Raw genomic sequence first — 25,341 nt, 5'->3', positions numbered from 1 at the left:
TCTACAATTTTAAAGTAGGAGGTTGAATATGAATATAATTGGAGAAGTTTATGATTTTTTAAAGGAAAAGGATGTAAAAGCTTTTTTAGTAGGTGGGGCAGTTAGGGATATAATTTTAGGATATAAGTTATCTGACATAGATATTGCTGTAGATAAGGATTTTTTATCCCTTGCTGAGGAGTTTTCAAAGGAAAAGGGTGGGCACGTATTTTTGATGCATGAGGATGTTGCAAGGGTTGTAATAGGCGATTTTACGATAGATTTTTGCAGGATGAAGGGGAAAACAATAGAAGAGGACCTTAAAAAAGGGATTTTACGATAAATGCCATTGCAAAAAGTTTAAAGGATGATAAGATAATAGATATTTTAGGAGGTATTAAGGACTTAAAGGATGGAATAATTAAGGTTGTTTACCCTGATGCCCTTTTAGATGATCCGTTAAGGATGTTAAGGGCCTTTAGATTAAAGGGAAAACTCAATTTTAAGATCGAAGAGAATACGTTAAATCTTATAAAGAAAAACCACGAAAGGATAAATGAGGTTTCCGGCGAAAGAATTAGGGATGAAATATTTAAAATATTAGATGGCGAAAAGTCTTATCAGATATTAAGGGAGCTTGATGAAGTTTCACTTTTATCTGAAATATTTCCTGTATTTAAAAGGATGAAGCTGGTTGGCAAATGTAAATACCATACCGTTGACTCCTTTACCCATTCTATGTTCTCTTTAAAAACCTTTGAGGATATGATTGATAATGTTTTAAAAACAAAGCATGGTGAAGATATAAAAAGGCATTTAGAAGAGGATATGTCAGGAGTAAAAAGAAAAACCGTATTAAAGCTTGCAACCCTACTGCATGATATTGGAAAACCTAAGGCTTATAAGAAGGAAGGGGAAAAGATAACCTTTAAGGGACACGATGTAACGGGTTATGAGGAGTTTCAGGATATAGATAAAAGATATAATTTTTCTAAAGAGCAAAGAAGTCTTATTACAGCCGTGATAAAGGGCCATATGAGGATCCTTGGCCTTTTTAAAGTGGGGGCAACCGATAGGGCCCTTTATAGGCTCATTAGGGATTTTGAGGATAATACCCTTGATGTCATATTGGCCTCCCTCTTTGATGTTACTGCAACAAGACTTTTATTAGATGAAAGTGGTGAAAGGGAAAGATATTTTAACTTTTGTATGGAATTAATCGACAGGCTCTATAAAAGAAGGAGCTTCCTAAAAAACTGGTATCGGGGGAGGATGTAATAAAACTTACAGGCCAAAAGGGAAGATTTGTTGGAGAAGTCTTAGACGCCCTACATGAGGAGGTCTTCTTAGGCAATATAAGAACAAGGGAGGAAGCGATAGATTTTATTAAGAATAATTATGCCAGGTAATATTGCCTGGCATAATTAATATTCTATATCCTCAATTCCTGCGAATATCTTTTCTAAATCTATTACTAAATCCTCAAATATGCTCACCCTTATTTTATCAGTAGATGTATAGTAGGATGCTTTTTTAAAGGATTTATCTTCACCTAATATGTGGGCAAATACGGTTTTATTTATAGGATCTACTATCCAGTATTCCTTTACTCCTGCTTTTTCATATAAGAAGTATTTATCCTGCAGGTCTATTTTCTTTGTTACAGGAGATAATATTTCCACTATCATATCAGGGACACCAAGGCAGCCGCGTTTATCGATTTTGGATTTATCGCAAATAACTGATATATCAGGCTGAACGACATTTTCTATATCTTCATCCCTTTCATTGTTTAGAGGAATTCTTACATCAAAGGGAGCAGCAAAAACAAGGCATTCTTTATCAATTAAATAGTTAAATATATATCCGAAAATTCTACCGGAAATTAGCTGATGAAGGCTTGATGGGGAAGGTGCCATACAATAGGCAATACCATTTATAATTTCCCATCTAAAATCGTCCTTCCATGTTAAATAGTCTTTGTATTTGAACTTTTCTTGTTTTTTCGCTGCTTCACCCATTAAAATCACTCCTAATGTATTTTATATATATTATAATGCACAAATTAGGAAAAATTAATAGAATTATGTATAAAATATTAGGCTACCCTGAATTTGAGGTAGCCTAATATTCTATGGTATCTTTATTACTTGCTTGTATTTTGATTTAATCTGTATCCCAATCCTGCACCTTTGCCTAAACCATTTCTTAAGCCCTTTCCTTGACCTCTACCTTGCCCAATTCCCATTCCTTGACCGAATCCTACACCGTATTTTTGTCCTATTTTCGCATTGCCGCTTCCGTCACATGTAGCTTGATTATTTTTTATAGCATTATAAATTTCATCAGCTTGAGCCTGTGTTAAAACGCCTGATTTTACTTTTGCATCAAGAATTTCCTTTTTACCTTTAACATTTCTGATTTAAACTCATCAAGCTTTCCAGCTTCCTTTGCAATAGTGCCGTATGTCTTTCCTGAAAGCCTTTCTTGATATAAAGCGTCAGTGCTCTTTCCAGTAAGTTTAGACACGATATCAACTGGTCTTGATGCAGCAAAGGCAAGGGCTGTTGAGCCGATTAAAGTTGTAGCGGCAAGTGCCACCAAAAATTTTTTCATCTTCATAAAATCAACCTCCTTGATTTATCTTATGGTTTTATTATAGGCTCTATTTTTGATGACATTATGTTGCTAATGTGTAGATTTTGTGAAGATAATTCAAAAGAAGTAGAATTTGTATTATGATATTCTTAGGGGTGATGATATGAGTAGTATCCTTTTAGTTGAGGATGAAGAAAGATTAAGGAAGGTTTTAAAGCTTTACCTTGAAAAGGAAGGCTTTAAAGTTGAAGAAGCTGAGGATGGAGAAGAGGCTTTAGAAAAGTTTGCAGAAAATGTCTATGATATTTTAATACTTGACGTTATGCTCCCTAAAAGGGATGGCTGGAGCGTCCTAAGGCAGATTAGAAAAAGAAGCGATGTTCCAGTCATAATGCTCACTGCAAGGGGCGAAGAAGATGATAAAATATTTGGCTTTGAGCTTGGTGTGGATGATTATGTTGTAAAGCCTGCAAGCCCAAGGGAAATCGTTGCACGGGTAAAGGCGATTTTAAAAAGGGTAAATAGGAAAAGTAGTGATATTCTTCAGGATTTTATAGTTGATAAAGCTGCAAGGGAAGTTTATGTGATGGGTGAGAAGGTGGAATTAACCCCAAAGGAGTTTGACTTGCTATTATATTTATATGAAAGGCCAAATGTTGCTTTATCTAGAGAACAAATATTAAATGCTGTATGGGGTTACGATTATTTTGGTGACCTTAGAACTGTTGATACACATATAAAAAACTTAAGGGAAAAGCTTGGTGAATATAGAGAATACATTGAGACTGTAAGAGGATTTGGATATAAATTTGAGGTGAAAAAATGAAGGGAATAAGGTTTAAACTTCTTATATACACAAGCCTTCTTTTAACTTTGCTTTTGCTTGCAAATTACCTTCTTCAGGGCAACTTGATTACAAGATTTTACTCAATTAACGAGAGGAATAAATTAATTAATTATGCAAAAGAAGTATCTGAATATTATCCTGAAGATATAATCAAAATGAAAGATGCTGCCCTAAGTGTTGCAAGAGCAATAGGAGGAAGAGTTAGCATATTTGATAAAAAGGAAATATGATTTTTCAAAGCGGTAATTATATGTATGGAAGGACATCGAAAATAGAAGTTCAATATTTAAAAGAGGTTTTAAGAGGTAAGGTTGTTTATACAACAGATGAGATAATGCTAAGGCAAAGTCAGCTAATTACCCTTGGTTATCCAATGAAGGATGGGAAAGATTATGGGGCAGTATTTATCCATATTCCTTCTTTTAGTGTAAAAAACGATGTTGCAAGATTAAAGGGGCAATTTACAACGCTTTTAATATTAGCGCTGATAATTTCAATGGCAGGAGCATTTATATTAAGCAGTATATTTACAAATCCAATACTAAAAATCAAAGAAGCGGCAGAAAAAATATCAAAGGGTGAATATAAAACAAGGATTGATTTAAATTCAAAGGATGAAATAGGAGAACTTGCAAATACTATAAACGACATGGCTGCAAGTTTAGAGAAAACTGAAAAATTAAGACGTGAATTTATTGCAAATGTAACCCACGAGTTTAGGACTCCCCTTGGTATTATTAAAGGATACGCTGAAGCCCTATATGACGATTTGGTTCCTGAGGAAGAAAAAAGGAATATATAGAAGAAATAATTGAAGAGGTTGAAAAGCTAAATAGACTAGTAAATGAAAACTTAACTTTGGCTAAAATTGAGTCAGGCAGCGTAACACTAAATAGGATAAAAATAAATATAAAGGATGTTCTTTTAAAGGTGATAGATAAGGTAAAAATAATAAAAGGCAGTAGGGAAATAACTTTAGATGGCATTGATGCTGAGACGTTTATAGATTCTGAATACATGGAAATGGCAATATTGAATATTTTAAGCAATTCAATTAAACATACAAAAGATGATGGAAAAATTGAAATCAATGTTACTAAAGGTGATAAAATAAAAATTAGCATAAAGGATGATGGCGAAGGAATTGATAAGGAGCATCTTCCCTATATTTTCGAAAGATTTTACAGAGCAAAGGAAAAGGGAGTAGGAGGCCTCGGACTTTCAATTGCAAGGGAGATTATAAAACTTCATGGGGGTGAAATAATTGTATATAGTGAATTAGGTAAAGGAACAGAGTTTGTTATTCTTTTGTAAATTAAGGATCCGTGAAATTTCACGGATCCTTTTAGCTTGCCATTTTAGGTATATTAAGGGTGTATTCTCCATCGATATCAGCAATACAAAACTCACATTTAGCCCCATCATAATCGGAAATCCAGGAATAATACTCTATTTCAACTTCATCTATTACTTTTTCTCCCTCAAAATTTAACTTCCCAAACCTACTAAACCATTTTAAAAGCTCCTCTTTAGACAGCTTTTTAGCTAGGGCATATATTTCATTTCGCTGAAGCATTATATTTGTTATCGGGAATTTCATTATAAGATTTGCGTAGCGGATTTTGAAGAAGTTAAGATTATCGAAGTATTCGATGTGACGCTGATTTTTGGAGAGAAGAGCTCATAAACTCCGCAGAAGTTTCGCCTTAGCAGCATAACCTTTCCGTCTATTTCGACGTTTACTACCTGACCCTTTCTTAAGCTTTTTACTTCATCTGGCTTAAATACCATATGAATCTCTCCTTTATAAAAATAAATTTAAAAATTTTCTGTAATTTCATTATAACATAAAAATTATTAAAAATGTGAAGTTTTTGTAAAGGAATTGAATATTTTATGTTATATATTATCCTTTATGGAATATAAATTATATAGCAGTTGAATTAGGTGGGGTTATGGTGAATAGGTTTTGGTTTTTTATGATTGTTTTAGGAATAGCTTCTTTTATTATTAGGGGGATAATACTTTAATTAAAGTAATTACAGAATCCTCCCAAAGGTCTGTGGAACTTTTATTAGCTCTTCTTGGTATTATGGCCTTTTGGTCAGGGATTATGAGGATAGCTGAAAAAGCGGTCTTGTGGAAATCCTATCCAAGGTTTTGAGCCTTCCTTTAAGATTTATTTTTCCTGGGCTCTATCAAAGGTCAAAGTCAGCTTTTTTAATATTATAATGAATATAACCAGCAATATGCTTGGACTTTCAAATGCTGCAACTCCCTTTGGCCTTAAGGCAATGGAGGAACTTCAAAAGATAAATCCTAAAAAGGATACTGCCTCCGATTATATGGTTACATTTTTAATAATAAACTCAGCTTCACTGCAAATAATCCCTACAACTTTAATTTCCTTAAGGGCAAGTCTTGGTTCAAATAATCCGACAAGCATAATAACACCTATTATATTAACAAGCTTAATATCTTTAATAATTGCCCTTATCCTTGATAGATTTTTTAGAAGGATATTCAAGTAATCTTTGTGGGGGATAGTATGCTTTTTATAGCTATTATGCTTATTTTTATATTAATTTTTGGATATATTAAAGGAGTAAACCTCTTTGATGAATTCGTCTTAGGAGTTAAGGATGGATTTTTGACTACTTTTAAGATTGCTCCATATCTTTTAACTATGCTATTTGCTATAGATATATTTAGAAGTTCCTCTGCATTAGATTTTTTGTTAATATTTTAGAGCCAGTAGCAAATTTTTTAAACATTCCAAAGGGCATTTTGCCTATGTTTATTATAAAACCCCTCTCAGGCAGTGGCTCGATTGCAGTTTTAACGGATATTTGCAGGACCTATGGTGTGGATTCATTGGAGGCTAATATTGCTTCAGTTATGATGGGTTCAACGGAGACCATATTTTATACATTAAGCTTATATTTTGGAGTGGTTGAGATTAAAAGGATAAGGCACGCACTTATTGTAAGTCTTCTTATTCATTTAATAAGCACCTTAATTGCTGTTTGGATAATTCGATGATTTGAAAAAATTTTTGTTTCAAAAAAGTAAAATTTGGTATAAAATAGTGCTAGATTATTTACATAAGAAGGTGATAGGATGAGGGATCTGACAAAGGGAAGTGAAGGTAAGCATATACTTTTATTTGCAATTCCAATGCTTCTTGGTAATCTTTTTCAAGCCCTTTACAATACTGTAGATAGCATTTGGGTTGGTCAGATTGTGGGGAGTAACGGCCTTGCTGCTGTTGCTGTAAGCTTTCCTATAATATTTATGCTAATATCATTAGTTATGGGTCTGACAATGGGGGTTACAATAATTATTTCTCAATACTATGGGGCAAAGGATATGGACAATGTAAAAAGAACTATCGATAATACCCTTTTGATGCTCTTGGTTGCCTCTTTTGTTACTACTATAATAGGGCTTTTACTATCAAGGAAAATATTAATTTTAATAGATACCCCGGATGTTATACTGCATCAAGCAACTGTTTATCTTAATATAATGTTTGCCGGCATGCTTTTTATGTATGGCTATAATGGGCTTAGTGCGATATTAAGGGGGATGGGGGATTCAAAAACGCCCTTATACTTTTTAATCATCGTAACGGTTGTAAATATTATTCTTGATCCAATATTTATATATGTTTTAAAACTTGGTGTTGCAGGGGCAGCCTATGCGGCGGTTATTTCTCAAGGAATATCTTTTGTTATGGGATTTGTTTATTTGTATAGAAAGCATGATATATTTAGGTTGAAATTCAAGGATTTGAGATTTGATAAAGGTATAATGGGACTTATATTTAAAATTGGCTTTCCAATGGCAATTCAACAGACCTTAGTTTCCGTTGCAGGGGTTTTCTTAAATGCTATTATAAACAGGTTTGGTGCAGATGCTATGGCTGCCTTTGGTGCTGCATCAAGGGTTGAGTCCTTTATATTTATGCCAACGATGAGCATCTCAATGTCGGTATCCTCCTTTACAGGGCAAAACCTTGGGGCAGGGAAAATAGATAGGGTAAAGCGGGGATTTAATGCGGCGATGTTGATGGGAGTTGTATTATCACTTTTTACGTTATTTATTACACAAGTAATTCCAAAGTATTTAATCCTTTTGTTTACAAATAATCAAACTGTTGTAGAGCTTGGGGTTCAATATCTGAAAATTTTAGGATTATTCTATTGCGCCTTCACATTTATGTTTGTATCCAATGGTGTTGTAAGGGGCTCTGGGGATACTTTAGTTGCAATGATAATAACCCTTGTGGCACTTTGGTTTGTAAGAATTCCCTTGCAAACGTATTGTCAAGAAGGATAGGCCTTGTTGGAGTTTGGTATGCAATTGGAATTGGATTTTTGGTTGGAATGACTTTAAGCCTTTCCTACTATTTTAGCGGAAGGTGGAAAAACAAAGCTATAGTAAAACCTTCTTTAGAGGAAATATAAAGGGGCAAATTGGGAAAAATAATAACGGTGATGTTATGAAGTTTGCCGTTATTTTTTCCCGATTTGCCTCCTTTGTTATTGATTATATTTTGTTCGGTGTTATTTATTATTTTCTCTTAAAGCTTGGAGTAGTAGGATTTATCATTGCTAATTTAATATTTTTTGTTTATAGGATAATAACTTGCACATTTTTAGATGGCACCATAGGGATGAGGCTTTTAAGGCTTAAGATATATAACAATAATATTAAAAATGTTGTTAAAAGGGAGATATTTAGAATTGGATCAGCCTTTTATTATATAGGATACCTTTATGCCTTTTTAGATAAAGATGGAAGATGCCTTCATGATATTGCATCGGATACCTATGTTGAATATGAAAAAAGGGAAGCTGAAAGGGGAAGGGCTGTTGTCCTTATTTATGTTTTATTTGTAGTATCCCTTTTAAAATATTCATCTTCTTTTTGTTAAACGAAGTTGGGCTTATAGGACTTAAGAAAATAGCTTCTTCTGATATATATTATCAAAGCTTTGAAGGGGATAACATTTTGAGCTTATCCTCAGATGAACTTTATTTAAAGACATTAGGAAGAAAATATACGGCAGTAGTCGATATAGGAGGGCAAAAATCCATTTTAAGGCTTTCAAACAAGCTAAAATATAGTGAGATTTATAGGTTGAATTTTAATGGAAACAGGCTCATTGGCGAGTTTCTATATAGAATAGATTTGCCCCTGCAATATATAAGCAGCGTAAATTTTAGAGGCAAAAGGGAGCTTTTGGGTGTATCACCAATAGGTGATATAGTGCTTGTTGATGAAACAGGGAAGGTTGTAGAAAAGGAGAAGTTAACCAATTTTGATGTTTTTATGCTAAAATGTGGTGAACTTGATGAAGATGGTCTTGATGAGGCGGTTTTATTGGATAGAAACGGAAATGTGCAAATTTTTAAATATGTTAATGGAATAAAACTTATATACAGCGGAAAGGTAGGAGAGGATGTAATTCCAGAGTGTTTTTATATAGACAAAGGCATTTTTTAGTTACAAAGGCTAACGATAGAAATTTGCTTTATCACTACACCTTTGAAGGTGGTAGGTTTAAGTTTCAATTTAAAAAGGATTTAAAGAAGGATGGGATAAACAATATTTTTAAATATAACGATGGATTTTTAGTATCCAGCATATTTAGAAACAACATGTCCTTAAGGATGGGAAGGATTCAAAAGATAGAGTTTTACAACAAAAATTTTAAAAAAATATACAACTTCGGGAACAGAAGGGCAAGGCTATATGCCTTTTATGTTAGAAACGTTGAAGATGTCGTTGACTTGGATGGGGACGGTTCATTAGAAATATTACTTAAGGCTGTGGGTAGCAGCGACGTATATGGCCAAGGTTACATCGTTGAAATCTATAAGCCAACTAAGCTTGGACTTTTTTAAACAGAATTTTGACTTTGCTTGAGTAGTTTATATTTTTTATAGGAAGTGGTATTATTAGCATAAGGGGAAAGATTATGATTAAGTTTAAAAAGGTTGATTTTGATGTGGCGTTGAAAAATATTGATACTTTAGGCGATGTCATTAAAAAATATGATGATAAAATTATAGTTGCATACTTATTTGGTTCGGTGAATGATGGTAATATAAATGCACTTAGCGATATAGATATTGCGATATTATTCAAAGAAATGCCAAAGGAGGATATTATTAATTTAGAATTTGAAGTATCGGAGGACATTTCAAAACATCTTAAGACGGAAGAAATAGACTTAGTAAACTTAAACTTTGCACCTTTATCTGTAAGATATGGAGTTATAAAAAATAAAAAGATTTTATATTATTCGGATAAACAAAAGGCAGTAGATTTTGAGTTTGAAGTTATAAAAAGCTTCCTTGACTTTAAACCAATTAGAGACATGATTAATCTTGAATTTGTAAAAGGAAAACACTAATTTTTATGATTTTTGCTTGAATCTTAAATGAGGATATCTTATAATTTTAATAGACACCCCCATAGGTGGGGAGAGAGGAGGATGAAAATGCACAAAAGAGACGAAGCAGCAAAATATTTAAAAACTGCTAAGGGACAAATTGAAGGAATATTAAAAATGATAGATGAAGGCAGATACTGCGTTGATATTTCAACCCAAATAATAGCAGCCCAATCCCTTCTTAAAAAGGCGAATATGCTGATTTTAAGGGATCATTTAAATAACTGCGTAAAATTAGCCTTTATGCAGGATCAGGCTGAGGAAAAGATAGATGAGATAATCGACATAATGGAAAAATTACTTAAATAATAGGTGCCTGGCACTTAAATTTAAGATTTGGAGGTGTGGTATGGAAAAGGTTTTGAAAATTGGTGGTATGACCTGTGCTGCTTGTGCAAGGGCGGTTGAAAGGGCATCAAGAAAGGTTGATGGAGTTTTAGAGGCTAATCTTAATTTTGCTGCTGAAAAGCTTTATGTAAAATATGACGAGACTAAAACTTCCGTTGAAGAAATTATAAAGGCAATAGAAAGGGCAGGATATTCAGCAGAAGAGGAAAAGGAGTTTAAAGATATTAGAATCGGAATAGGCGGGATGACCTGTGCATCCTGTGCAAAGGCTATAGAGTTTTCCGTAAAAAACTAAAGGGTGTTTTAAAGGCGGAGGTTAATTTTGCAGCAGAAAACCTTTATGTTGAATATGATCCATCAAAGGTTAGATTATCACAAATAAAAGAAGCCATAAAAAAGGCAGGTTATGAGCCTTTATCGGAAGAGGATAAAACTATAGATAAGGATCAGGAAAGGAAGGAAAGGGAAGCTAAAAGCTTATTTAATAACTTTATTATATCAGCCGTAGTCACCCTTCCTCTCCTTATAATCGCAATGGGACACATGTTTGGACTAAAGCTTCCTAAAATAATCGAGCCCCATGATTATCCTTTAAATTTTGCCCTTGTTCAGCTTATTTTAACTATCCCATCTATTTATGCAGGAAGAAGGTTTTTTATCGTAGGTTTTAAAAGCCTAATTAAAGGGGCACCAAACATGGATAGTTTAATTGCCATAGGAACATCGGCGGCAATATTATACGGTATTTTTGCAACTTATCAAATATATTTATTGAATACTGAATATGCAAAGGATTTATACTTTGAATCAGCATCCACCATTATAACCCTTATTTTACTTGGTAAATACCTTGAGGCAAAAACAAAGGGAAGAACAAGTGAAGCCATAAAGAAGCTTTTAGGCCTTCAACCAAAGACGGCGACGATACTTCAAGATGACAAGGAAATGATAATTCCAATCGAAGAGGTTGAGGTTGGGGATATCATCCTTGTAAAGCCTGGTGAAAAGATTCCGGTGGATGGTGAGATTATAGAAGGAGAGAGCAGCGTCGATGAATCGATGCTAACCGGCGAGAGCGTTCCAGTTGATAAAAAGGTTGGAGATAAAGTTTTTGCAGCAACCATAAACAAAAACGGCTTTATTAAATTTAGAGCAACAAAGGTAGGAAAGGATACGGCACTATCACAAATTATAAAGCTTGTTGAAGCAGCCCAAGGTTCAAAGGCACCAATTGCCAGGATGGCGGATATTATATCAGGATACTTTGTCCCTGTTGTAATTTTAATCGCGATTACATCCTTTATAGCCTGGATGATAGCAGGAAGGGGCTTTATATTCTCAATGACAATATTTATTGCAGTGCTTGTAATTGCCTGTCCCTGTGCCTTAGGACTTGCGACGCCAACGGCTATTATGGTAGGCTCCGGAAAAGGTGCCGAAAACGGTATACTTATAAAAACCGGTGAGGCCCTTGAAACAGCACATAAGATTCAAACCATAGTCCTTGATAAAACTGGAACAATAACTGAAGGGAAACCAAGGCTTATAGATCTTTTTGCAATAGATGAGGAAGAAAATTTTGTTCTTTCAATTGCTGCATCCTGTGAAAAAATGTCAGAACACCCAATAGCACAGGCAATCGTAAAGGGTGCAGAAGAAAAGGGGACGGTTCTTAAGAATGTTGAGGGCTTTACTGCAATTGCAGGTCATGGAATAAAGGCCTTTGTTGAAGGGAAGGAAGTTTTGATAGGAAATAAAAAGCTTATGGAGGAAAAGGGAATTGATCTTTCAAAGGGAATTCAAAAGTTTGAGGAATATGCAGAAGGCGGAAAAACCCCTATGTTTATTGCTTATGATAAAAGGTTGATTGGAGTTTTAGCTGTTGCAGACTCGCCTAAAAAGAGTAGCGAAGAAGCAATAAAGATGTTAAAGGATCTTGGAATCGAAGTTGTTATGATAACCGGTGACAATAAAAAAACTGCAATGGCAATTGCAAAGGAGGTTGGAGTTGATAAGGTTCTTGCTGAGGTTCTGCCACAGGATAAGGCAAATGAGGTTAAAAAGCTTCAGGAAGGTGGAAGGATTGTTGCAATGGTTGGTGATGGGATCAATGATGCTCCAGCTCTTGCTCAAGCGGATGTTGGAATTGCAATAGGCTCTGGAACTGACGTTGCAATTGAATCTGCTGACATCGTTCTAATGAGGGATGACCTTTAGACGTTGTAAAGGCAATAAGGCTAAGCAAAGCAACTATAAGGAATATAAAGCAGAACCTATTCTGGGCATTTTTCTACAACGTAATTGGAATTCCGGTTGCTGCAGGGGTATTGACCATATTTGGAGGACCAAAACTAAATCCAATGATTGCAGCAGCAGCCATGAGCTTAAGCTCAGTTTCAGTTGTTACCAACGCCTTAAGGCTTAAAAGATTCAAATAAACTTAAATCTTAAGTGCCTGGCACTTGTAGAAAGGAGGCGAAAAAATGAGAAAAAAGCTAAACATCGAAGGAATGTCCTGCAACCACTGCGTTATGCATGTTAAGAACGCCCTTCTTGAGGCAGGATTTAACGTATTAGAAGTAAGCCTTGATGGAAAATATGCTCTTGTTGAAGGGGAAAATTTAGACGATGCAAAGATGAAGGATGCAGTAGCCGATGCTGGATATGATGTTGTATCGATTGAAAATATATAATTTGGGCAGTCTATAGACTGCTCAAATTATATAAAGGAGGGTTCTTATGAAAAAAGTATATATTGTTTTGATATTAGTTCTTACTTTAATTCTTTCATCCTGCAGCGCAACAGATGTTATTGGTAAAAATAGTAAAAAATCCTTTGACAAGATTTACGAAACAAATATAGACGATATAGGTTTTGTTTCAAATAAAAATAGGTTTGTTTTTACGTTGCCAACCGGTGAAACATTTGAATGGAGTAAGGATTTTAAAGACAATAAAGAGGATATAGTTTTTGAAGTAGATGCAAAACCATTTTTAGATGCTGGTCTTAATGTCAATATTCTTCCAGATTATATAACTTTAAAGGATGGCAAATTGATTTTTAAGTTTGACCTTAGCGACAGAAGCATAAAGTATAATGATAAGGATGGCGGAAAAACCTTCGAGGATATAATAGATAAGCATAGGGACTTATTAGGATATCATGAGGAGCTTGAACATTTTGGTTTGAAATTAGCCGAAGGATATAAGATAGAATGGGCAAAGGATATGGATACAAACGATAAGGATATAGTGTTTATACTTAACCCACAAGCCTTAAGGGAACTTGGAGTTGATGTTGAAAGTGTTTCAGGATGGACATATACAAAAATGAAGGAAATGGACAAAGAAGTCGAACTTTTATTAAAACCCTTTGATTTGAAATAAATACACTATGTAAATAGCTGGGATGGGCAAATCTTTCATATGCCTATCCTTGTTAATTTCTAAGGAGTTAAATAGCAAAGCATATCAAAATTATTTTAATTGCAGGGTAAGATACATTAATACTAGAAGAAAAAGAGGACATATAACAAGTTATATAAACATATCTTCAGCATTTTATTATAGGCCTTTTTATGGCTTGGTTGATTATATCTTAGTAAAGTTGGCACTTTAATAAAAGTACTTTTTATTAAAAAATATTGAAGTTTATTCACCACTCTAATGTTTATTATAAAATCAAAATTATTTCTTAAATGTAAAATTTTGTAATAAAAAATATATATTCGACATACCAAAATAGACAAAAAATTAATATATGTTATTGATATAATCAATAATGCGGTTAAAAAGTGTTATTTTAATAATACTATAGTGTTATTGGAGTGGGAATGATGAAGCATGCACTTTATTTGGGCGCTTGGTGCATGTGGAGTTAGTAGCGCAACCGACCCGGTATTATATCCGGGTCTATTTTTGAAATAATGAATAAAACAACTTTTTAAAGGATATAATTTTTAATAGTGTCTTCAAATGGGGGATGATAAATGTTTTATAAATTATACAAAAGAATAATTAATCTCCCAGATGAAGTAAAAATAATTACTTTCTACAGGTTTTTTCCTTGATTATTACATCTATTTTCTATCTTTTTATGAACTTTAATCACTCTCTCTATCGAAAGATTTTTATTTTATTTTGCATTACAATTTCCCAAATACTTTTAAATTATACAATTTGCAAAGTTAAGGATAGCATAGATAAAGTATTTATATTATTAACAGTTGAAACAATAGGAAATGCAATAATTTTGATTCCGTCTGGTGGATTAGAGAGCCCGTTTATATGGCTCTCGTTAAATACAATACTTGTTTCTGCATTAAGATTGTCTAATAAATTATTATGGCTAAATTTATCAATTTACTTGCTATCTACTACATACTTTAATCTTCATTTCAATGTTAAAAGTAGCTTTAAAGATTTGATATCACTAGAGTTTAACAACATTTTAAGTTTGGTGCTTATAAGCTTTGCATTTCAAATAATTTCGGAAAAAATTAAACAATTAGATAAAAGTAACAACAAACTAAAACAGAAAATAGACTATATTTTTGAAATATATCAAAATATTCATTATCTAACAAGCTCGAAGGAATTAGAAACACTTATTGATACAATACTAAAGTTTACGACAAAGGTTACTAAAACGGATTATGCTTTTTTCCTTCTTTTCAATGATGAAGATATAAAATTTTATGAAACGAAAAAAAATCTATCATAAAGGATATTATTTTAAAATTTATGAACGAGATAAAAAATTCAGCTTCTCCAGTTATTAAAAATGTAGAAAATTTAGAAATTATTTTAAATGCTGTTAGAGCAGATTACAAAACATACGGAATATTAGGTTTTGCAATAAATTCTAAAGAAGAAAACATAGATCAGATTAAATTTTTATCGGAATTAAGTTCACTATCCTTTGATAGAATTTATTTTGAAGATGTAAAGGAAAAAATGTTGATTTCAAAGGAACAAAATAGGATTGCAAATGAAATACACGATAATGTAATACAAAGGCTTTTCTCTCTTTCTTGTAAACTCTATTCATTTTATAAAAATATAGAAGGATTAGATAAGGAGCTGGCTAAAGAGTTAATAGGCTTTAGAAATTCAATAGACTCAACTATGCGTCTGCTTCGTGAAACTATATATGACCTTAGCTGGAACAAATATGCAAATGATTCCTTTATTGTTGAAATAAATAATTATATAAACGATATTAAATATATTAATAATGCTGAAATTAATTTCAATATATCAGGTGATGTTGAAATTCTAAGTATTTTACAAAAAAGGCATTATACAGGATAATATGTGAAACATTATCTAATGCAATAAGGCATGGAAAAGCTAATAAAATCGATATTAATCTATTAATAAACAAAGAAGAAGTAAATCTAATAATAACTGATAACGGAAATGGATTTAATGTTAAGGCTATGGGAAATAGTGGAATAGGCTTAAAAAATATAAAAACATTAGTTGACGTATTAAAAGGTAGTATAGAAATAGACAGCAAGATTGGAAAAGGCACAAAACTATTTATTAAATTGAAGAATGCAGAACAAAAATTGGAGGGGATAGTATGAATGTAATTGTTGTTGATGATCATCCTCTTGTTAGAGTGGGATTGTCTTCTGCATTAAAACTTGAAAAAAATATTGAGAAAATTTATGAGGCTTCAAACATTCAGGATACAATAAAAATACTTACGATGAATAAAATTGAAATTGCTATTGTAGATTTAAGATTGGCTAATGAAAGTGGTCTTGAACTAATTCGAATAGCAAAAATAAAAACATTGAAACAAAATTTATTGTTCTCACATCATCATTGAATAGGGAAGACTTTGAAAGGGCAAAGGATCTAGATGTTGATGGTTACCTTTTAAAGGATGCATATATTGAAGATATTATTTATGCCATTCATGTTGTAGAAAGAGGCAAGAAGTTTTATTCTCAGGAAATACTTAATATAAACTTCGAAAACAATTTCCTTAATACCCTAACTGAAAGGGAAAAGGAAATTTTAATAGAAATTGGTAAGGGACTTAGCAACATTGAAATTGCACAAAAATTATTTATTTCAGAAAACACTGTTAAAAAGCATATAACTAATATTTTAGCAAAACTAAATTTAAAACATAGAACAGAGGCAGCTTTGTATATAAATAATATATTAAAATTTGGTAATGCTGTATAGGAGTTGGTGAATTATGAGAAAAGGATTTAAAAAAACAAGATTTATATTTATATTAGTTGTTTTGCTGACTTTGAACTTTTTAGGAATTACATACGCATATTGGGAAGGGGGATTAGATATAAATATGCATCTTCAAACAGGAAATATATTTCCTGAATTTGTAGGAGCGCTACCAATTTCTAAAAGGATACAATTTCAGTAGAATGTGGCATGGATACGATTAATATAAACGGCAAACTTAAGCCCCATGAATCAGCAATAATATTTTACGAAATAACAAACAAGGGAAGCGTTCCTATTAAGTTGGCGGATATAAATTTTATTAAGGATGATGGAATTATAGTAAACAACATACTTCCTATTGGAATAATAGATACATACGGGAGACAAAATGGCTTTGGAACTATACAAATTGGTGCATTAAAGGAAGGCCAATATAATTTTGAACTTGAGCTTATCTATGGACAATTTAATAGTCAGGAGATAACTATGAAAAAACTTTTAGTTTTATTGATTAGCCTATTTTTATCCATGATTTTTATATCCGGAGGATATGGCTACTGGCAGAAGAAGATAATAATAAGGGGCAGCATTAATGTTGTTAAACCACCGATGCCGCCTAAACCTAAGATAAAAACTGAATATAAGAATGACGATAAGAAAGAAGAAAAGGATAAGATAGAAGAAACAGTGGTAGAAGATAGCCAAAATCAAGCAGTTGAAATTCGTAGAAACGGAGAAATTCAGATAATAAATGAAGTAGAAAGTGAAATAAAAGAAGAAAATGCTGAGGAAAACAGCAAAAATAGCAATGCCACAGCAGAGGATATAAACTCTGATTCTAAGGTGAAAGAAACAAACTCAAATTAAGGGGATGTTTATGAAACTAAATATTTCACAAAAGAATAGAGCTTCAATTGCTCTCTTTTTTATTTTCATTATTTATTTACTTGAAAGCTCTTCTCTATTATTCTATGTAAAACTGCCCCTTTTTCAGTTTTACTGGAAACCTCTTGTTCATCTAATAGTTATTTTTGTTATTTTAACATTTCCAAGACCAAGACCTAAAAGCAAGTTGAAAATGAAGGAGAATATAAATTATTGGGCCTTCAATTTTGCAGCTATATATATTATTGTATATTCATTAGCTGGACTTATAGATGGATTTGGGAAAAGTCCCTATAGCCATACTCCCTAGGTATCTTAAATAATCTTTTTATATCTTTTCTATTCTTGTTGCAAGGGAACTTGTAAGAAGCTATGTAGTTAATACATTCGTGAAAAAGAAAATTTTTGTTTTTTATACTTATTTCTCTTTTTATGACAATTATTAGTATTTCATTTTCCAAATTTGAAAATTTAAAAAATGTTAAGGATTTTGTGATGTTCTTTGCAAAGGATTTTGCACCTGATCTTTCAAAAAGTCTTATCTCTACTTATTTTGTATTTATAGGTGGTGCAGGTCCTTCAATTATTTATCAAGGACTTATAGAAACCTTTGAATGGTTAAGTCCTATTCTGCCAAACCTAAAATGGATAACAATGGCGCTTGTTGGAGTTATGGTGCCTATATTTAGCCTATCTGCTCTTCAGGGCTATTACTTAAAAGAAATGAAGTTGCTAAAACATCAAGAAGAAAAGGATCTTTGGGGTTGGATTATAACAAGCGTTGCATCGATACTTTTAATATGGTTTACCGTTGGAGTTTTTCCAATTTTCCCATCGGTTATTGCAACTGGAAGCATGGAACCAATGATAAAACCGGGGGATGTTATTTTGATTAAAAGAGTAAATATAGATGATTTAAAGGTAGGCGATGTAATACAGTTTAAGAGGGAGAATATACTAATTTCCCATAGAATAATAGAAATAGTTAAAAAGGATAATATTATATGCTATAGAACAAAGGGGGATAATAATTCAGTTGCAGATTCAGAACTTGTAAAACCACAGGATATCAAAGGGAAAATAATAAAGGTGGTTCCCAAAATAGGTTGGCCAACATTATTATTAAAGAGCAGAAACAAGGTTCCTCTTGAAAAAGTTCAATTTTAAATACTACTAAAGTAGTATGAATAGTAGGAAAGTAGTAGAAAAATAGCACAAATATACCCACCAAAATTATACTTTAGGTGGGTTTTTTAATTTAAATATGGGTCTATAATAAAAGATGAAAGCAAACGGATTAAGTAAATGGCCGGCCAACCTTGATCCGTAGTATAAGTAGTATAAATTAAAATTTAACCTTAAAGGAGGAGTTTTAAATGAAAAAGTCAAGATTTTTGCTCTTATTCTTGCTGTTGCAGTAATGCTCATGGGTGCAGGATATGCATATTGGACTGATTCAGTAACATTCTCAAACACAGTTAAAACTGGTCAAGTTGAATTGGCATATGATACTGCTAATGCAGGTTCAATTGAAGTTGGTCCAAATTTCAACAATAATGCAGTTGCAACTGGAAGTGTTTCATATTCTGAAGATAAGAAAATTGCTACAGTAGCACTTAATAACCTTTTCCCAGGAGCAATTGGGGAAGTAACACTAGTTGTTAAGAATTTAAGCACAATTCCTGTTAAAATAAAGGAGATTAAGTTAAATTCAATATCAATTTCAAATCTTAGCAAAGATAATTTTACTATAGGGGCAAAAGTTTATTACGGAAACGAATTAATTAAGACTTTTGACAATATTTTAGCTCTTGAAGCAATTCCAACTATTGACGAAGTTGTGCCAGCAAATACAGATGTAATAGTTAAACTAACTTATTCAATGCCAAAGGATGTGACAACTGGCGAAAATGGAAGCATTAAATTCAATGTTACTCCAACATTTACTCAATTTAATGAAGTTAATGAAGAGTAATATATAAGTTTTGGCAGGGTTTTTTACCCTGCCATAAGATTATAAAATTCCCATAAAAATTATAAAGGGGAAGTAGTTATGAGAACATCAAAAAAATTAATTGCTTTAATTTTATCATTTGTTATCTTTTTAGGTATTGCTTATGCATATTGGACGGAGAGTATTACTTTTAGCAATACTGTTCAAACTGGAGATTTTAATATAGCATTCATTCCAATGAGTGGAAACACATGGACGGATGATGATAAAATAGATGAAGAAGAATATAATAGTATAACGGCAACATTGGATGCACAAAACGACCATATATTAAAGGTAAATTTAACAAATTTATATCCAGGTGCAGGAGCAGGATTTACTTATAGGATAGAAAATAAAGGGACTATACCGGCTGTTTTTGACTCTGCATATATAGAAAATTTATATGATCCAAATAATCTTAATAAAGATAACGTGTTAATATATATGGTTAAACTGACGAAATATAATAAGAATGGGTCAGAAATAAAATCTTATGATATATCTAATAATATAAGAAATGTTAACCATTTAGTTGAAAAATTTAAAGATAAATTATCTAATTGGGATGGCCTTAAAAAGCCGCTAATATTAGAACCTGGCGATTATTTGATACTAACAAATGGCAGTGGAGATAGTTTGAAAGCAGGATATTTTGTAGAAATGCCGAGTGACGTAACAAGATATGAAGACTCAAAGCTATCATTTGATTTGGTGATAAAATTCAAACAATGGAATGCACAATAAGCCAGTTTTTGCTGGCTTTTTCTTTTGCAGGAATTTTATAACAAATATAGAATTATATACATAGGAATAAAAAGGGGTGGTTGAGTATGAAAAAGTTAAAGATTAATAAAATAATAAGGATTGTAGGTATTGCTTTTTTTCAGCTCTTTTATTATCTTCATCGTCATATTTATTCTATAGAACAAAAAACCTATAACAAAAAAGAAAAGGTAACTATATATAACTATAAAGCAACATCAGATGCACAGTATAAAGTAGCTCTAAAGCCTAATATAATTTATGGTGCAAAAATTATGGATGAAGGAAAGGTATATATTGGAGAGATAGTTGACAATATTCTTGCTAAGTTTGTATATAATTTTGAAGGGAGTAGCAAAACAAAAATTCAAGGTGAATACAACGTTATTGCATCAGTTGAAGGATATGTTGCTGAAAATGAAAAAACAAAAATAGTATGGAATAAAAATTATGTTTTATTGCCTACTGAAAAATTTCAAGTAGAATCAAATTTTTATAAAGTTGAAAAGAATATTAGCATTAACATAGATAATTTTAATGCCCTTGTTGCAAAGGTTTATGAAACTACAAAAGTTGCCGTTCCAACAAGAGTAGTTGTCTATATGAATGTTAACTTAAGAACAGCAGCTGAAGGACAACCTATTGAATCAAAAATGTCGCCATCCATTATAATACCTCTAGCCACGAATTATTTTGAAATAGCAAAGAATATCCCTGAAGAGCAAAAGGGGGATATAACAAGGGAACAGACTATAAGGATTGAATTTAATAAAAAATACAAGCTTCTTTTACAAATATCAATTGCATTTTCTACAATCATGATAATTCTTCTTTTAATATTAACAGAAGGTGTTGAAAAAGATGCACATACGAAGGCAGTAAACAAAATACTAAAAAATCATGGAAATAGAATTGTGGCAGTTGAAGGAGATGTCCAAAGCAGTCAAAGTATAATAAAGGTTAAAACAATAGAGGATTTAACTAAAATTGCTGATGAAATTGAAAGGCCTATTATGTATAAATTCCATAAAGAAACTAAAAAAATTAACGAATTTTTGTATCCGATGATAAAGTGATGTATGTTTTTGTTCTTAAGGATTATGTAAAAAACGAGGAAAAGGAAAATAGTAGAAAGGTTAAAGTTAAGCAAACCAAAACAAAAGAAAAAACAGTTTAGTAAGCTGTTGACAACGTTTAGTATTTTGTATAAACTTGTGAATAAATAGCATAATATTAATAAAGCTGTGAAGGAAAGAGTAGCACGTGTAGCATTTAAAGAGAGCCGGGGTAGGTGGGAGCCGGTAATGTAAAGCGTGTGAAGATGGCTCTGGAGCTTGTATGCTGAAGTTTAGTAGGCATACACGGTTTATCCGTTATCTTAAGGTCACTGACCTTACAAGGCCTAAGTCGCGAGGCTTAGGTGAATTAGAGTGGTAACGCGGCACCTCGCCCCTAAACGGGCGGGGTGTTTTTAGTTAAATTTGGAAATGTCAAAATGTCAAAAAGTCAAGTGGCAGCCAATTTCGAAAGGAGGTTATTTATGAAGGAAAAATATTACATAACAACGCCAATTTATTATCCAAGTGACAGGCTACATATTGGAAATACCTACACAACAGTTCTTGCGGATGCCCTTGCAAGGTTTAAAAGATTAACCGGATACGATGTGTTTTTCCTAACAGGAACCGACGAGCATGGTCAAAAGATTCAAAGGATTGCAGAGAAAAAGGGAGTAACTCCTAAGGAATATGTTGATAACATAGTAGTTTCAATTAAAGAATTATGGAAGACAATGAATATCTCCTACGATAAGTTTATAAGAACCACCGATGATTACCATATCAAGGCGGTTCAGGATATTTTCAAAAAGCTCTATGAAAAGGGAGATATCTACAAGGGCTACTACGAAGGATGGTATTGCACACCCTGTGAATCCTTCTTTACAGAAACACAGCTTGTTGATGGAAAATGTCCCGACTGCGGAAGGGAAGTTGAGTGGACCAAGGAGGAGGCATACTTTTTAAGCTTTCAAAGTATCAAGATAAGCTTCTTAAATACATAGAAGAGCATCCAGATTTTATACTTCCTGAAAAAGAAAGAACGAGATGATAAATAACTTCATAAAACCTGGTCTTGAGGATCTTTGTGTTTCAAGAACATCCTTTACCTGGGGAATTCCAGTTAGCTTTGACGAAAAACATGTTGTTTATGTTTGGATAGACGCCCTTTCAAACTATATAACAGCCCTTGGATATGGAAGTGACGATGATAGTCTTTACAAAAAGTTCTGGCCGGCGGATGTTCATCTTGTTGGAAAGGACATAGTAAGATTCCATACTATAATTTGGCCTATCATGCTCATGGCCCTTGACATTCCTCTTCCAAAGACGGTTTATGGCCATGGATGGCTCCTTGTTGATGGCGGCAAGATGTCAAAGTCAAAGGGAAATGTTATAGACCCTGTTGTTTTAACTGAGCACTTTGGTGTTGATGCCGTAAGATATTATCTTTTAAAGGAAATATCCTTTGAACACGATGGAAACTACAATAGCGAGATGTTCATAAAAAGAATAAACTCAGATCTTGCCAACGACCTTGGAAATCTTGTTTCAAGAACCCTTACTATGATCGAAAAGTATTTCAACGGCACAATAGAAAAGGGAATATTTGAAGGGAATTTGACGAGGACCTTAAAAATACTGCCCTTGAGGTGCCTAAAAATGTTGAAAACTTAATGGATAGCCTTAGGGTATCAGAAGCCCTTGATGAGATCTGGCGTCTTGTAAGAAGGGCAAACAAATATATAGACGAGACTATGCCTTGGGTTTTAGCAAAGGACGATGCAAATAAGGAAAGGCTAAAGGGAGTTTTATATAATTTAACTGAGGCTATAAGGATAATTTCTGTTTTAATATCATCCTTCATGCCGGATACTTCAAGAAAGATAAACGAGCAGTTTAACTTTGAAGGCAAGGTTGTAACCTGGGACAGCATATTAGAGTTTGGGAATTTAGAAAGAGTTTCGGTAAAGAGGGAGAATTATTATTCCCAAGGATTGACGTTGAAAAGAAGCTTGAGGAGCTTGAAAAGCTCTATGGACAAAAGGAGGAAAAGAAAATGGTTCCAATAAAGAGTGAGATTACAATTGAAGATTTTGACAAGATCGATTTAAGGGTTGTAAAGGTTTTAGAGGCTGAAAGGATAAAGGGTGCAGATAAGCTACTAAAGCTTAAGGTTGATTTAGGCGGCGAGGAAAGACAGATAGTTTCAGGTATTGCAAAATATTATGAGCCTGAAAAGCTTGTTGGAAAGAAGGTAATTTTGGTTGCAAATTTAAAACCTGTTAAGCTAAGGGGAGTAGAATCCTTTGGAATGATACTTGCAGCATCAACAGAGGATAAGGAAAAATTAGTCCTTGCAACTGTTGATGATGATATTGAAACAGGAAGTCAGGTAAAATAAAGGGAGCCATTTAAGGCTCCTTAAAATTTTTCTTTAATACCCAGCTCCTCCTTTAATGCCTTTTGAAGGATTTGTGAAAAGTTCACTTTTTTCTGTTCTGCAATATCATTTAGCCATTTTGGAATTGTCAACGTCTTTTTAACTGCTCTATTTTCCATTTCACTTCTAACGAGGGGCATCCATGCTTCTATTAACATTATAGATTGATTCTTTTGGATTTTTATTTTGTTTAATGATGTAGGCTCAGGAATAGGATCATTATCCTTTTCCATCCCATAATTGATGGTGATCCCCACGAACCTCAAATAAAAACCACCCATCATCTTGAAGTATTTTGATGATTTCTCTTGATGAAAAAGCCTTCATAATATTCCCCCTCACTATTATTATAATACGTATAATTATACGTGTAAAGTGATATCTGTGCTTTTTGGGTAAAATAATGGTATAATTTATATTACTTTTGGATCACTCAAATATATGGTAAAATTTGAAAATGTCAAAAAGTCAAAAAGTCAAGTGGCAGGCACTGGAGGTGTTATTATGTTCGATTCTCACGCTCATTATGATGATAGAGCCTTTGATTTAGATAGGGATGAGGTTATAGAAAAAATAAAAAATGAAGGAGTAAAAAGGGTTTTAAACTGTGCATCCAGCATAGAATCCTGCTATACTACGATTGAGCTTACTAAAAAATACGATTTTTTCTACGGTGCTGTTGGGGTTCATCCTGAGTTTTCAAAGGATCTAAATATAAACCTTATTGGTGACCTTACTAAGGAGGGAAAGATTGTTGCAATAGGAGAGATTGGCCTTGACTATTATTGGGATTACGATAGAAATTTGCAAATGAAGGCCTTTAAAGAGCAGCTCGACCTTGCAAGGCAACTTAATCTTCCAGTTGTAATCCATAATAGAGAGGCCCACGATGACACATTGAGGGTTTTAAAGGAATTTAAAGGAATAAGAGGAGTTTTACACTGCTATTCAGGAAGTTTAGAGTTTGCAAGGGAATTTATAAAGCTCGGTTTTTACCTTGGATTTACAGGTGTTGTGACGTTTAAAAATGCAAAAAGGCAGTTGAAGTAGTAAGGGAAATTCCCTTGAGTATTTGCTTGTTGAAACCGACTGCCCATACATGGCACCACACCCCCATAGAGGCGAGAGGAACGATTCATCCTATTTAAAATACATAATAGAAAAGATAGCCGAAATAAAGGGAAAGACATTTGATGAGGTAAATAAAGCAACATCTAAAAACGCATCGGAACTTTTTAAAATAGTGTGCATATAATAATATAAACCTTTGAATATATTTTCTTAGGATGGGAATAATTAATAAAAGGATATGGACATAAATGGAAATAAATGTTAAAATAATTTTATCCAATATTTTCCTTGCAAATGATTTAATTATAGTATAAAATTAATTAAACCTCTTTTCATGGATGGGGAAAGAAACGGACTTATTCATATTTTATTCATAAAAAATTCAAAATTTGACAAATTCTGTCGATTTGATTATAATTTTTAAAGTCCCATGCCCCATGAAAGGAGGTAAGTTAATGAAAGGGATGAAACTTAAAGCCCGGGCGATAATTTTAGCTGTGGTTCTGTTAATTGCTTATTTTACCTTCACCACCATGGCTAAAAGAAGGTAACTGTCCTTTATGATGGAAAAGTAAAAACAGTTACATCAAATGCTAAGACAGTTGGGGCTTTGCTTAAGGAGACTGGAATCTACATAGGAGAAAAGGACAAAATATACCCTGATATAGACTCCAAAGTAAAAGA

General features: G+C 32.9%; 35 protein-coding genes, 4 pseudogenes, 1 riboswitch and 1 other annotated feature. Of the genes and pseudogenes, 34 read left to right on the top strand and 5 right to left on the bottom strand.

The genetic code is table 11. The features are described from left to right. Nucleotides 1–28 precede the first annotated feature (28 nt). Complete coding sequence (locus PWK10_RS14315) at nt 29–322, top strand: hypothetical protein (RefSeq protein ID WP_274766507.1); 294 nt, start codon at nt 29–31, stop codon at nt 320–322. A 122-nt stretch (nt 323–444) separates the two neighbouring features. After that, nucleotides 445–1,257 carry an HD domain-containing protein gene (locus PWK10_RS14310; protein WP_274766506.1) on the top strand — a complete coding sequence of 271 codons (813 nt, stop codon included), beginning with the start codon at nt 445–447 and terminating at the stop codon, nt 1,255–1,257. A gap of 146 nt (nt 1,258–1,403) precedes the next feature. Here the strand turns inward: PWK10_RS14310 and PWK10_RS14305 are convergent, their stop codons facing one another. Together PWK10_RS14305 and PWK10_RS18945 are read right to left on the bottom strand one after the other, a co-directional pair. After that, nucleotides 1,404–2,000 (bottom strand): Uma2 family endonuclease, encoded by a 597-nt coding sequence (locus PWK10_RS14305; RefSeq protein ID WP_274766505.1) that lies wholly within the window; start codon nt 1,998–2,000, stop codon nt 1,404–1,406. A 355-nt stretch (nt 2,001–2,355) separates the two neighbouring features. Continuing rightward, complete coding sequence (locus PWK10_RS18945; RefSeq protein WP_342455543.1) at nt 2,356–2,601, bottom strand: hypothetical protein; 246 nt, start codon at nt 2,599–2,601, stop codon at nt 2,356–2,358. A 139-nt stretch (nt 2,602–2,740) separates the two neighbouring features. Between PWK10_RS18945 and PWK10_RS14295 the strand changes: the two genes are divergently transcribed. The 4 genes from PWK10_RS14295 to PWK10_RS14280 are packed head-to-tail and all read left to right on the top strand — an operon-like array spanning nt 2,741 to nt 4,738. Continuing rightward, entirely contained in the window at nt 2,741–3,403 is a 663-nt protein-coding gene (locus tag PWK10_RS14295; protein WP_274766504.1) for a response regulator transcription factor, read from the top strand. Then, nucleotides 3,400–3,654 (top strand): hypothetical protein, encoded by a 255-nt coding sequence (locus tag PWK10_RS14290; protein WP_274766503.1) that lies wholly within the window; start codon nt 3,400–3,402, stop codon nt 3,652–3,654. The genes PWK10_RS14295 and PWK10_RS14290 overlap by 4 nt, the downstream gene beginning before the upstream one ends. Nucleotides 3,655–3,674: 20 nt before the next feature. Beyond that, nucleotides 3,675–4,226: a HAMP domain-containing protein gene (locus tag PWK10_RS14285; protein WP_274766502.1), complete on the top strand. Its 552-nt coding sequence runs from the start codon at nt 3,675–3,677 to the stop codon at nt 4,224–4,226. 56 nt (nt 4,227–4,282) lie between these two features. Continuing rightward, nucleotides 4,283–4,738, top strand: coding sequence for a sensor histidine kinase (locus tag PWK10_RS14280; protein WP_274766500.1), 456 nt, complete (start codon nt 4,283–4,285; stop codon nt 4,736–4,738). Nucleotides 4,739–4,769: 31 nt separating this feature from the next. Here PWK10_RS14280 and PWK10_RS14275 read toward each other — a convergent pair whose 3' ends face one another. Continuing rightward, nucleotides 4,770–5,024, bottom strand: a complete 255-nt coding sequence (locus tag PWK10_RS14275; RefSeq protein WP_274766499.1) for a hypothetical protein — start codon at nt 5,022–5,024, stop codon at nt 4,770–4,772. After that, nucleotides 5,024–5,215 (bottom strand): hypothetical protein, encoded by a 192-nt coding sequence (locus PWK10_RS14270; RefSeq protein ID WP_274766498.1) that lies wholly within the window; start codon nt 5,213–5,215, stop codon nt 5,024–5,026. The genes PWK10_RS14275 and PWK10_RS14270 overlap by 1 nt, the downstream gene beginning before the upstream one ends. Nucleotides 5,216–5,673: 458 nt before the next feature. Here PWK10_RS14270 and PWK10_RS14265 point away from each other — a divergent pair, with 458 nt between their 5' ends. The 26 genes and pseudogenes from PWK10_RS14265 to metG all read left to right on the top strand — a co-directional run bounded on the left by PWK10_RS14265 (nt 5,674) and on the right by metG (nt 23,547). Continuing rightward, the gene (locus PWK10_RS14265) at nt 5,674–5,955 is read left to right on the top strand and encodes a hypothetical protein (protein ID WP_274766497.1); all 282 of its coding nucleotides are present in this window, start codon (nt 5,674–5,676) and stop codon (nt 5,953–5,955) included. Nucleotides 5,956–5,972: 17 nt separating this feature from the next. Further along, complete coding sequence (locus PWK10_RS14260; protein ID WP_274766496.1) at nt 5,973–6,173, top strand: hypothetical protein; 201 nt, start codon at nt 5,973–5,975, stop codon at nt 6,171–6,173. 44 nt (nt 6,174–6,217) lie between these two features. Then, nucleotides 6,218–6,466 (top strand): hypothetical protein, encoded by a 249-nt coding sequence (locus tag PWK10_RS14255; protein ID WP_274766495.1) that lies wholly within the window; start codon nt 6,218–6,220, stop codon nt 6,464–6,466. Nucleotides 6,467–6,544: 78 nt separating this feature from the next. Further along, on the top strand, nt 6,545–7,765 hold the full coding sequence (locus PWK10_RS14250; RefSeq protein ID WP_274766494.1) for an MATE family efflux transporter: 1,221 nt from the start codon (nt 6,545–6,547) through the stop codon (nt 7,763–7,765). Beyond that, nucleotides 7,750–7,893: a hypothetical protein gene (locus PWK10_RS14245; protein WP_274766493.1), complete on the top strand. Its 144-nt coding sequence runs from the start codon at nt 7,750–7,752 to the stop codon at nt 7,891–7,893. The genes PWK10_RS14250 and PWK10_RS14245 overlap by 16 nt, the downstream gene beginning before the upstream one ends. Then, nucleotides 7,848–8,363, top strand: coding sequence for an RDD family protein (locus PWK10_RS14240; RefSeq protein ID WP_274766492.1), 516 nt, complete (start codon nt 7,848–7,850; stop codon nt 8,361–8,363). The genes PWK10_RS14245 and PWK10_RS14240 overlap by 46 nt, the downstream gene beginning before the upstream one ends. Next, a complete protein-coding gene (locus tag PWK10_RS14235; RefSeq protein WP_274766491.1) occupies nt 8,357–8,935 on the top strand; it encodes a hypothetical protein in 579 nt (192 codons plus the stop codon). Before PWK10_RS14240 ends, PWK10_RS14235 begins: the two co-directional genes overlap by 7 nt. Continuing rightward, nucleotides 8,905–9,336 (top strand): hypothetical protein, encoded by a 432-nt coding sequence (locus PWK10_RS14230; RefSeq protein ID WP_274766490.1) that lies wholly within the window; start codon nt 8,905–8,907, stop codon nt 9,334–9,336. The genes PWK10_RS14235 and PWK10_RS14230 overlap by 31 nt, the downstream gene beginning before the upstream one ends. A gap of 74 nt (nt 9,337–9,410) precedes the next feature. After that, complete coding sequence (gene mntA, locus PWK10_RS14225) at nt 9,411–9,848, top strand: type VII toxin-antitoxin system MntA family adenylyltransferase antitoxin (RefSeq protein ID WP_274766489.1); 438 nt, start codon at nt 9,411–9,413, stop codon at nt 9,846–9,848. 87 nt (nt 9,849–9,935) lie between these two features. Continuing rightward, the gene (locus tag PWK10_RS14220) at nt 9,936–10,196 is read left to right on the top strand and encodes a metal-sensing transcriptional repressor (RefSeq protein ID WP_008907671.1); all 261 of its coding nucleotides are present in this window, start codon (nt 9,936–9,938) and stop codon (nt 10,194–10,196) included. A 40-nt stretch (nt 10,197–10,236) separates the two neighbouring features. Beyond that, a pseudogene (locus PWK10_RS14215) lies at nt 10,237–12,673 on the top strand (heavy metal translocating P-type ATPase). A gap of 45 nt (nt 12,674–12,718) precedes the next feature. After that, on the top strand, nt 12,719–12,928 hold the full coding sequence (locus PWK10_RS14210; RefSeq protein WP_008907669.1) for a heavy-metal-associated domain-containing protein: 210 nt from the start codon (nt 12,719–12,721) through the stop codon (nt 12,926–12,928). A gap of 46 nt (nt 12,929–12,974) precedes the next feature. After that, nucleotides 12,975–13,622: a hypothetical protein gene (locus tag PWK10_RS14205; protein ID WP_274766488.1), complete on the top strand. Its 648-nt coding sequence runs from the start codon at nt 12,975–12,977 to the stop codon at nt 13,620–13,622. 434 nt (nt 13,623–14,056) lie between these two features. Then, nucleotides 14,057–14,139, top strand: a riboswitch (cyclic di-GMP riboswitch). Between the two features lie 162 nt (nt 14,140–14,301). Beyond that, nucleotides 14,302–14,958 (top strand): hypothetical protein, encoded by a 657-nt coding sequence (locus PWK10_RS14200; RefSeq protein WP_274766487.1) that lies wholly within the window; start codon nt 14,302–14,304, stop codon nt 14,956–14,958. 20 nt (nt 14,959–14,978) lie between these two features. Continuing rightward, nucleotides 14,979–15,548, top strand: a complete 570-nt coding sequence (locus tag PWK10_RS14195) for a histidine kinase dimerization/phosphoacceptor domain-containing protein (RefSeq protein ID WP_274766486.1) — start codon at nt 14,979–14,981, stop codon at nt 15,546–15,548. Continuing rightward, the gene (locus PWK10_RS14190; protein WP_342455807.1) at nt 15,545–15,826 is read left to right on the top strand and encodes a sensor histidine kinase; all 282 of its coding nucleotides are present in this window, start codon (nt 15,545–15,547) and stop codon (nt 15,824–15,826) included. The genes PWK10_RS14195 and PWK10_RS14190 overlap by 4 nt, the downstream gene beginning before the upstream one ends. After that, the gene (locus tag PWK10_RS14185) at nt 15,823–16,074 is read left to right on the top strand and encodes a response regulator (RefSeq protein ID WP_274766485.1); all 252 of its coding nucleotides are present in this window, start codon (nt 15,823–15,825) and stop codon (nt 16,072–16,074) included. Before PWK10_RS14190 ends, PWK10_RS14185 begins: the two co-directional genes overlap by 4 nt. Further along, a complete protein-coding gene (locus PWK10_RS14180; RefSeq protein ID WP_274766484.1) occupies nt 16,071–16,439 on the top strand; it encodes a LuxR C-terminal-related transcriptional regulator in 369 nt (122 codons plus the stop codon). Before PWK10_RS14185 ends, PWK10_RS14180 begins: the two co-directional genes overlap by 4 nt. A 13-nt stretch (nt 16,440–16,452) precedes the next feature. Next, the gene (locus PWK10_RS14175; protein ID WP_274766483.1) at nt 16,453–16,641 is read left to right on the top strand and encodes a hypothetical protein; all 189 of its coding nucleotides are present in this window, start codon (nt 16,453–16,455) and stop codon (nt 16,639–16,641) included. Nucleotides 16,642–16,649: 8 nt separating this feature from the next. After that, nucleotides 16,650–17,309 (top strand): hypothetical protein, encoded by a 660-nt coding sequence (locus PWK10_RS14170; RefSeq protein WP_274766482.1) that lies wholly within the window; start codon nt 16,650–16,652, stop codon nt 17,307–17,309. Nucleotides 17,310–17,319: 10 nt separating this feature from the next. Further along, nucleotides 17,320–17,637 (top strand): hypothetical protein, encoded by a 318-nt coding sequence (locus PWK10_RS14165; protein WP_274766481.1) that lies wholly within the window; start codon nt 17,320–17,322, stop codon nt 17,635–17,637. A 95-nt stretch (nt 17,638–17,732) separates the two neighbouring features. Next, complete coding sequence (locus PWK10_RS14160) at nt 17,733–18,494, top strand: signal peptidase I (RefSeq protein WP_274766480.1); 762 nt, start codon at nt 17,733–17,735, stop codon at nt 18,492–18,494. 223 nt (nt 18,495–18,717) lie between these two features. Next, nucleotides 18,718–19,302, top strand: coding sequence for a SipW-dependent-type signal peptide-containing protein (locus PWK10_RS14155; protein ID WP_342455806.1), 585 nt, complete (start codon nt 18,718–18,720; stop codon nt 19,300–19,302). A 78-nt stretch (nt 19,303–19,380) separates the two neighbouring features. Then, the gene (locus PWK10_RS14150; protein WP_274766479.1) at nt 19,381–20,067 is read left to right on the top strand and encodes a SipW-dependent-type signal peptide-containing protein; all 687 of its coding nucleotides are present in this window, start codon (nt 19,381–19,383) and stop codon (nt 20,065–20,067) included. 86 nt (nt 20,068–20,153) lie between these two features. Then, nucleotides 20,154–21,161, top strand: coding sequence for a DUF5305 family protein (locus PWK10_RS14145; protein WP_274766478.1), 1,008 nt, complete (start codon nt 20,154–20,156; stop codon nt 21,159–21,161). 159 nt (nt 21,162–21,320) lie between these two features. Further along, nucleotides 21,321–21,542, top strand: a binding site (T-box leader). Between the two features lie 83 nt (nt 21,543–21,625). Continuing rightward, a pseudogene (metG, locus tag PWK10_RS14140) lies at nt 21,626–23,547 on the top strand (methionine--tRNA ligase). A gap of 20 nt (nt 23,548–23,567) precedes the next feature. Here the strand turns inward: metG and PWK10_RS14135 are convergent. After that, nucleotides 23,568–23,852 (bottom strand): hypothetical protein, encoded by a 285-nt coding sequence (locus PWK10_RS14135; protein ID WP_274766477.1) that lies wholly within the window; start codon nt 23,850–23,852, stop codon nt 23,568–23,570. A 238-nt stretch (nt 23,853–24,090) separates the two neighbouring features. On the opposite strand from PWK10_RS14135, the pseudogene PWK10_RS14130 reads away from it, so the two are divergent. Beyond that, nucleotides 24,091–24,841: pseudogene (locus PWK10_RS14130) on the top strand (TatD family hydrolase). A gap of 375 nt (nt 24,842–25,216) precedes the next feature. Then, nucleotides 25,217–25,315: pseudogene (locus PWK10_RS14125) on the top strand (ubiquitin-like domain-containing protein); the annotation flags it as partial. Nucleotides 25,316–25,341: the final 26 nt, after the last annotated feature.

This window comes from Caloramator sp. Dgby_cultured_2, assembly GCF_028872215.1.
Lineage (GTDB): Bacteria > Bacillota > Clostridia > Clostridiales > Caloramatoraceae > Caloramator > Caloramator australicus.
This window is presented reverse-complemented; position numbering and strand designations above follow the sequence as displayed.

Bases quoted from the DNA above. Each gene is read 5' to 3' on its own strand.
- PWK10_RS14315 (WP_274766507.1), top strand. From the start codon at position 29: ATGAATATAATTGGAGAAGTTTATGATTTTTTAAAGGAAAAGGATGTA.
- PWK10_RS14310 (WP_274766506.1), top strand. From the start codon at position 445: ATGTTAAGGGCCTTTAGATTAAAGGGAAAACTCAATTTTAAGATCGAA.
- PWK10_RS14305 (WP_274766505.1), bottom strand. From the start codon at position 2,000: ATGGGTGAAGCAGCGAAAAAACAAGAAAAGTTCAAATACAAAGACTAT.
- PWK10_RS18945 (WP_342455543.1), bottom strand. From the start codon at position 2,601: ATGAAGATGAAAAAATTTTTGGTGGCACTTGCCGCTACAACTTTAATC.
- PWK10_RS14295 (WP_274766504.1), top strand. From the start codon at position 2,741: ATGAGTAGTATCCTTTTAGTTGAGGATGAAGAAAGATTAAGGAAGGTT.
- PWK10_RS14290 (WP_274766503.1), top strand. From the start codon at position 3,400: ATGAAGGGAATAAGGTTTAAACTTCTTATATACACAAGCCTTCTTTTA.
- PWK10_RS14285 (WP_274766502.1), top strand. From the start codon at position 3,675: ATGTATGGAAGGACATCGAAAATAGAAGTTCAATATTTAAAAGAGGTT.
- PWK10_RS14275 (WP_274766499.1), bottom strand. From the start codon at position 5,024: ATGAAATTCCCGATAACAAATATAATGCTTCAGCGAAATGAAATATAT.
- PWK10_RS14270 (WP_274766498.1), bottom strand. From the start codon at position 5,215: ATGGTATTTAAGCCAGATGAAGTAAAAAGCTTAAGAAAGGGTCAGGTA.
- PWK10_RS14265 (WP_274766497.1), top strand. From the start codon at position 5,674: ATGCTTGGACTTTCAAATGCTGCAACTCCCTTTGGCCTTAAGGCAATG.
- PWK10_RS14260 (WP_274766496.1), top strand. From the start codon at position 5,973: ATGCTTTTTATAGCTATTATGCTTATTTTTATATTAATTTTTGGATAT.
- PWK10_RS14255 (WP_274766495.1), top strand. From the start codon at position 6,218: ATGTTTATTATAAAACCCCTCTCAGGCAGTGGCTCGATTGCAGTTTTA.
- PWK10_RS14250 (WP_274766494.1), top strand. From the start codon at position 6,545: ATGAGGGATCTGACAAAGGGAAGTGAAGGTAAGCATATACTTTTATTT.
- mntA (WP_274766489.1), top strand. From the start codon at position 9,411: ATGATTAAGTTTAAAAAGGTTGATTTTGATGTGGCGTTGAAAAATATT.
- PWK10_RS14220 (WP_008907671.1), top strand. From the start codon at position 9,936: ATGCACAAAAGAGACGAAGCAGCAAAATATTTAAAAACTGCTAAGGGA.
- PWK10_RS14210 (WP_008907669.1), top strand. From the start codon at position 12,719: ATGAGAAAAAAGCTAAACATCGAAGGAATGTCCTGCAACCACTGCGTT.
- PWK10_RS14205 (WP_274766488.1), top strand. From the start codon at position 12,975: ATGAAAAAAGTATATATTGTTTTGATATTAGTTCTTACTTTAATTCTT.
- PWK10_RS14195 (WP_274766486.1), top strand. From the start codon at position 14,979: ATGAACGAGATAAAAAATTCAGCTTCTCCAGTTATTAAAAATGTAGAA.
- PWK10_RS14185 (WP_274766485.1), top strand. From the start codon at position 15,823: ATGAATGTAATTGTTGTTGATGATCATCCTCTTGTTAGAGTGGGATTG.
- PWK10_RS14175 (WP_274766483.1), top strand. From the start codon at position 16,453: ATGAGAAAAGGATTTAAAAAAACAAGATTTATATTTATATTAGTTGTT.
- PWK10_RS14170 (WP_274766482.1), top strand. From the start codon at position 16,650: ATGGATACGATTAATATAAACGGCAAACTTAAGCCCCATGAATCAGCA.
- PWK10_RS14165 (WP_274766481.1), top strand. From the start codon at position 17,320: ATGAAACTAAATATTTCACAAAAGAATAGAGCTTCAATTGCTCTCTTT.
- PWK10_RS14150 (WP_274766479.1), top strand. From the start codon at position 19,381: ATGAGAACATCAAAAAAATTAATTGCTTTAATTTTATCATTTGTTATC.
- PWK10_RS14145 (WP_274766478.1), top strand. From the start codon at position 20,154: ATGAAAAAGTTAAAGATTAATAAAATAATAAGGATTGTAGGTATTGCT.